We start from the raw sequence: 5606 nt of genomic DNA on the forward strand, positions 1-5606 counted from the left end.
ACTCCTTTACGACATGCGGGTCGGCGAGCAGGTCGAGGTAGTCGCCGGCTGCCGGAAAGTCATGGGCCTCAGGCTTTTCCATCCACTTGACGGTGGGCATCAGGTCTCTCCCTTCATTGGGCCGCTTCGTCGCAGCCTATCGGGTGGCGCCACGAAATTGGGATCGGTAGCTCATCGGGGGATCTGTACTGGCCCGGATGACGTCGCCAAAAGGGGCGACGCATGAAGGAAGGAACTCCAGTGAAACGTCTTCTCGCAACGGCGGTTGGAACCCTGGGTTGCGCGTCGGCCCTGGTCGCTTGTTCGAGCGGTGGTCATTCGACAACCGCGGGCCCGGCCAGCGTCGCCACCGGCGGCGGCACCAACGCGCAGGTCAAGGTCGGCGGAAGCGACTTGGCCGGCTTGGACCCGGCCTCGGTGACCTGCGTCAGGCAGGCCGGCAAGATCAAGATCGCCAGTGGGACCACCGGCGGCCCACAGCAGGCGCTGCTCGTCGTGATGACCGACGAGGCCACTCCCAAGGTCGAGCAGTTGGCACTTTTCGTCGACGGCAACGGCTTATCCGTCGCCAACAGCATGGGCCATCAGGTCGGCTCGGCCAACGTGGCGGTAGACGGCAAGACCTACACCATCACCGGCCAGGCGCAGGGCGCGGACGCGAAGAACCCGATGGCCGGCATGATCAGCAAGGACTACAGCATCAAGGTGACATGTGGCTGATGCGCCACAATCCTGGCGGCGGATCTGCAACGCATGTCCGCCGCTTGGGGCTGTCCGGGGGCAACACCGACCGAAACAGACTTATGATGCAGCCGTGTCGATCCCCGGCGAATTGGAGCGCGCCCGTCACCTGGCATTTGCCGCCGACGAGGTGGCGGCCCGGGATCTGCTGCTTTCCCTGATGCCACAGATCGAGCAGGCCGATCGCGACGACTTCATGCTGGAGGTCTTTGCGCAGCTGGGCGAGATCTACCTGGTTCGGGGCGCGAATGACGGCGTGCGAGAGTGCATCCGGCGTATCCGCGACTGTCTGGCGATCTATTCGGGAATTGTCGCCGGCACCATGCCGGAAGCGGCCGCGCAGGTGCAGATGTCCGACGCCGAAGTCGCGGAGATGATCTGCCGGTACTCGCGGCGGGCCCAGTTCCTCGAAACCGGTCTGGCTGCGGCGCAGGGTGACCACGACGGCGCTGCGAGAGCGCTGACCGGCTTGCGCGACATTGACGGCGACTTCCCCACCCTCGCCGACGAGCACGCCTACCTGCTCACCTACGCGCAGGTCCTCTGCGCCACCGCGCTGTGCGACGACGACCTGCATGTGCAGTCAGTTCCGTTGTGGGAAAAGGTGCTTGCGACGTTGGAATCCCCTGGCCCGGGCACCGAGGCGGCTGAGTTTCTCCGAGTGACTGCGGCCATCGCGTACGGCAGATTCTCCGTCGAGACGGGCCGGTTGCCGGAGGCTCGGCCCTGGCTGCAGCGCGCGGGGGCTCGGGCTCAGGCCAATGGATGGGAACTAGCAACTGCCAGAACACAATTGGAGAGAGCAACGGCCTCCTGGGCGGCGCGCGACAAGGTGACGGCCGAGCGGCTGATATCGGAGGCCTATCCGGTCATCGCCCGCCACGCCAGGGCACACGACGCGTCGCGGTGCCTGCTGTACCTGGGCCTCAACCGAATGGCAACCGGCGCCCTGGAAGCCGCCAACGAATGCTGGGAGCACGCCGAGCGGTACTGGCGGGACTTGGGAAAGCCGCTGCATCTTCACCGTATTCTATTGCAGCGCAGCTGGATAGAGGTCTTCCGCGGGCGCTTTGCCGAGGCGGTCGAGCTGATCGCGCAGGCCCGCGAATGCCTCGACTCCTCGCCCCGCAGCAGTTGGCTGCAGTACGCCCGGCTGGACAGTCAGCTGGGTACGGTGTGGCGGGCGGATGCGTTGACCGACTTGGGTTTCGACGGCGCGGGTGACCCCTCGGACACGTGGCGGGAGGCCGAAGCGCGCAACGCCGCGTCACTCGGCGTGATCCGGGGCGAGGTGGACAGTTCGCAACACCGCCGCGCGGTTGCCAAATTCGAGCAGGCCGCCGAGCTAAAGGTTCCAGCGGCGTTGGCAGTCGACTCGGTGCGCTATTCGATCGCCGACGCCGACGCGAGATCGCGCTGGGCGACCTATGTTTCGGCACCCCTGCTGGCCGGGGCCTTCGCCGTCGCGTGGGAGTGGGAGAACACCGAACTGGTCAGCGAGTTGATTGAATACCACAGTGCAAGAGGCACTTTCAGTACCGCGCCGGCGCAGCGAGAAACCGACGACTGGGCATCCACCGCGACCGCACCGGTGGTGGCCGAAGCGGACTCGAATCCGGCGCTGGCGGCGGCCGGCGCAACCTCGCCCTTCCGGCCCGGCCGACCCACGTTGACCCGGCTCGGCCCGTTGCCGCCCTTGCAGATGCAGCCGGATGCTCCGACGATCATGAGTCACTATCGCGCACTGGCGCTGCAGCGGTACGGCTGTGATGTCACCGCCGCCGAACCCGCCTGGTCGACCTGGCCATGAGCGACCCGGACCGGCTGGCCCTGGTCCTGCGCTACGCCGACGTCGGGATCGCCACGTACGGCAGTCTGCGAGTGGTCGGCCAGCCGTCCAGAACGGTCACCTGGGTGGTCGAAGAACCCATTCTGCTTGCGGCGCTACAGGAACTGGCCGACGCCCTGCCCGAGCCACACGGCTCCGAGAGCCGACGTGACGCCATCGAACGGGCGCTGACCAGAGGACCGTTCACCGCGCCGGACACCGAGCTGACGGTCGCCTACATCCTCGGTGTGCTGTTGATCGGCACCCCCGGCTGGCAGTTGCTGGTCGACTGCCTGGCTTCGCCACGCGCGGTCCTGTTCGTCTCCCCCAGCGCCCGGCTGGCACGCGTGCCCTGGGGACTGCTGGCGTTGCCGAAATCGGGCCCCAGCCCAGAGGAATTGGTGCGGGTCCGGGCAGACGCGATGACAGTGACAGGCACCCGGGCGGCCCAAATCCCTTGGCAGCTCACCGATATCCGTGAGCATACCGACGGCTACCGGCTGATGGAGTTGGTGGACGTGCTGATGGCGGTGCCGCAGAACATCGTGCACTCGCCGCGCACACCCGCAGGGTGGGACGCCAGGCGCGACCGCCCGCCGCTGCTGGTCCTCGATCCGAGGGTGCCCGGACAGCTCCCTGACTCCGCGCTCGGGTCAGTGCTCGGGCGGCCGTCGGCCTACACGCCGCTGGCGCGGCACTTCGCCGAGCTGATGGAACGACGGCCGGTGCTGCCGGAAGTGGCTGCGCCGGTAGAGCTGTTCCGCCGCCAGGATGCCGACCGCCGGTGGCTGGCCGCCCTGCTGGCCGAAAACCCGAGTCGGCTCGTTTACGTCGGCCATGCGAGTTCGGCCGACGGCGATCCCGACCAAGCCAGCCAGGCCGATCGGGCGGCACTGCATCTGGCCTGTACCGCAGCGATTCCCGGACACGCGGATCTCATCGGGGACCACCGTCCGCTCACCGCATCCGATCTCATCTCCCTGCGATTGCCGATGCCGCCCCGAATCGCCCTACTGGCCTGCGCGTCCGGCGGTGACTACCAATTCGACGAGGCAACCGGTCTGGTGGCCGCGATGATCCTCGGCGGCGCGCAGCTGGTGACCGCCACATTGTGGTCGCTGCCCACCACGGCCGCATATCGGCGCTTCTCCGTGGGCGGCCGTGACCCAGGTGACGCGATCGACCCGATGACCGACGTGGTCATTGCCGTGGATCGCGCACACGAAGCCGTCGACGCGGGAGGCGCGGTGAATCGCTGGCAACGAGAGCAGATGCGACGCTGGCGTGACGGTGACCTCACGGCCAGCCCGCTATATTGGGCGGCGCTGGTGACGTTCGCGGTAGACGGAGCCCGCTGACCTTCAGATCGGCGTGAGCTCCGCCGCACGCACGGCCAACACGTCGTCGGGCAACGAAAGCCGTTCGCGGGCAGCGGGATCGAACGCCACCAGAAGAACGGTCCCGGGCCGCAACCACGATATGACCGGATCGCCCTTGCGCCGAGGCAGCCGGCCCACGAACGTGTCTCCGTCGACACTGGTCACCTCGATCATGATCCGATGTTTGCCGGCAGCGGCTTCGGGCTCATCGCATACGGTACCGATGCCCACGATTCGGTCGTCCGCTGAAGTCTCGCGCGGCTCGCGCACCAGCCAACCGACGATCGCCAGCGCCGCGAGAACGCAGCCGACGCCGATGATCGTGTGCCACAAGTCCTCAAAGGCGATAAAGAGCACCGCGGTGGCGATCAACGCGATCTCAACACCCACCAATAGCAGCATTCGCGTCTTCATGCGACCAGCCTCTGGCTGGCGGCCGGCTACCGAACCCAACTTTTTGGATGTCGATATTTTTGGAATGCCCCTATCCTGTGCAGATGAGCGCGGATCCGCAGGTGACTGCTGTCGCGGCGGGCCATCCCCGCCGGGCGGTGATCGAGCAAGCCTGGCGCGCAATCGGTCCCGGTGTCGAGGTGCTCAGCAGCGACGACGGCGGTCCCTTGACCAGGACCATCAAGCGCATCATCGACCCGCTGGTGCTCCGCCTACGATCGAACCCGCAATACTCGGCACCGGTCGTCACCCCGGACTGCGCCGCGGCCATGCACCAGCTGATCGTCGATAACGCGCCCCAACTGCGTGCTGCCGCAGCATGGTTCGAAGTTCTCAAACTCGAGCGCCGCAGGATGCGAATCCGCAGCGGAAACGCCCAGGAGCTGTACTTCCCGGTTTGCTTCGAACTCGCCGTGACCAAGGGAGCCCCCACTCCGGAAGACAGCGACACTCCGGCCGTGGTACTGCACGACATCCACCAAGGCCGTGACCGCACCGCGATCGAGGTGCTCAACGAATACGTGGCGAGCCCGGAGGTCGTCGCCGCGCTGACCGATCAGCTGGACCGCAGCTGGCGCGACGTGCAGGGCGAAGACGTGGTCACCGGCCCCTTCCTGGCTCAGCTCAGCACTGTTCTCGGCTCCGTCAACAGTCACGGGGCGTCCGTCGCACGCCAGCGCGTCTGGTCGGCCGTGATCGCGGACACCACGCCGTACAACCTGGGTGCCCTGGCGCGGATTGAATCAGGGGAAACGGGGGAGCTGCCCTGGTCCATCGTCACACTGGGTTTGAGTTCCGTTGCGCCGCAAAGACGACCGCGGGTCCGCGGCGGCCTGGATGATTCAGACAGCGGCCGTCCGCTGGATCGCACCGTGGTGGACCGGGTGCGCGCGACCTTGCGCCGCGCCCTGGATCGTGACGCGCTGCCGGACGTCCCGCTGCTGTGCGACGAAGAGGTCGACCGGGCCTGCGCGCCATGGGGTCTGCTGGGCGAGGACAAGCAGGCGACGTTGGTCACCGGCATCGAAGTCGCGGTCGAGCTGGCACCGCTGGACCGATCCGTCACCAGCCGCTACGCGCTGGCGGCTCAGATCCAGGCCCGGCTGCGCAAGGAGGCGTACGTCCTGCATGCCCGGCGCTACCTCGCCGAGGGCGGCCCCATCCATCCGCGCCAACAGCAGGTGATCGACGACCTCGCCGCCTAC

The 5606-nt window shown here is 67.2% G+C and carries 5 protein-coding genes; 4 read left to right on the forward strand and 1 reads right to left on the reverse strand.

Going from position 1 to position 5606, the window contains the following annotated elements; genetic code table 11:
* Positions 1-273 precede the first annotated feature (273 nt).
* The 3 genes from VML93_RS35770 (at position 274) to VML93_RS35780 (ending at position 3927) form a co-directional block, all read left to right on the forward strand.
* Positions 274-720 carry a lipoprotein LpqH gene (locus VML93_RS35770; protein WP_325618188.1) on the forward strand — a complete coding sequence of 149 codons (447 nt, stop codon included), beginning with the start codon at positions 274-276 and terminating at the stop codon, positions 718-720.
* A 94-nt stretch (positions 721-814) separates the two neighbouring features.
* Positions 815-2551, forward strand: coding sequence for a hypothetical protein (locus VML93_RS35775; protein ID WP_325618180.1), 1737 nt, complete (start codon positions 815-817; stop codon positions 2549-2551).
* Entirely contained in the window at positions 2548-3927 is a 1380-nt protein-coding gene (locus VML93_RS35780) for a CHAT domain-containing protein (RefSeq protein WP_325618182.1), read from the forward strand. Before VML93_RS35775 ends, VML93_RS35780 begins: the two co-directional genes overlap by 4 nt.
* Positions 3928-3930: 3 nt before the next feature.
* On the opposite strand, the gene VML93_RS35785 is transcribed toward VML93_RS35780, so the two are convergent.
* Positions 3931-4362 carry a hypothetical protein gene (locus tag VML93_RS35785; RefSeq protein ID WP_325618184.1) on the reverse strand — a complete coding sequence of 144 codons (432 nt, stop codon included), beginning with the start codon at positions 4360-4362 and terminating at the stop codon, positions 3931-3933.
* A gap of 83 nt (positions 4363-4445) precedes the next feature.
* On the opposite strand from VML93_RS35785, the gene VML93_RS35790 reads away from it, so the two are divergent.
* Positions 4446-5606 (forward strand): hypothetical protein (locus tag VML93_RS35790; RefSeq protein ID WP_325618186.1); only part of this gene is annotated, 1161 nt, incomplete at its 3' end.

Origin of the sequence: Mycobacterium sp., assembly GCF_035499775.1 — a bacterium.
In the GTDB taxonomy this organism is placed as follows: domain Bacteria; phylum Actinomycetota; class Actinomycetes; order Mycobacteriales; family Mycobacteriaceae; genus Mycobacterium.

What these genes read in the sequence shown, in the direction of transcription:
- VML93_RS35785 (WP_325618184.1), bottom strand. Translation starts at nt 4,362, where the DNA reads ATGAAGACGCGAATGCTGCTATTGGTGGGTGTTGAGATCGCGTTGATC.
- VML93_RS35780 (WP_325618182.1), top strand. Translation starts at nt 2,548, where the DNA reads ATGAGCGACCCGGACCGGCTGGCCCTGGTCCTGCGCTACGCCGACGTC.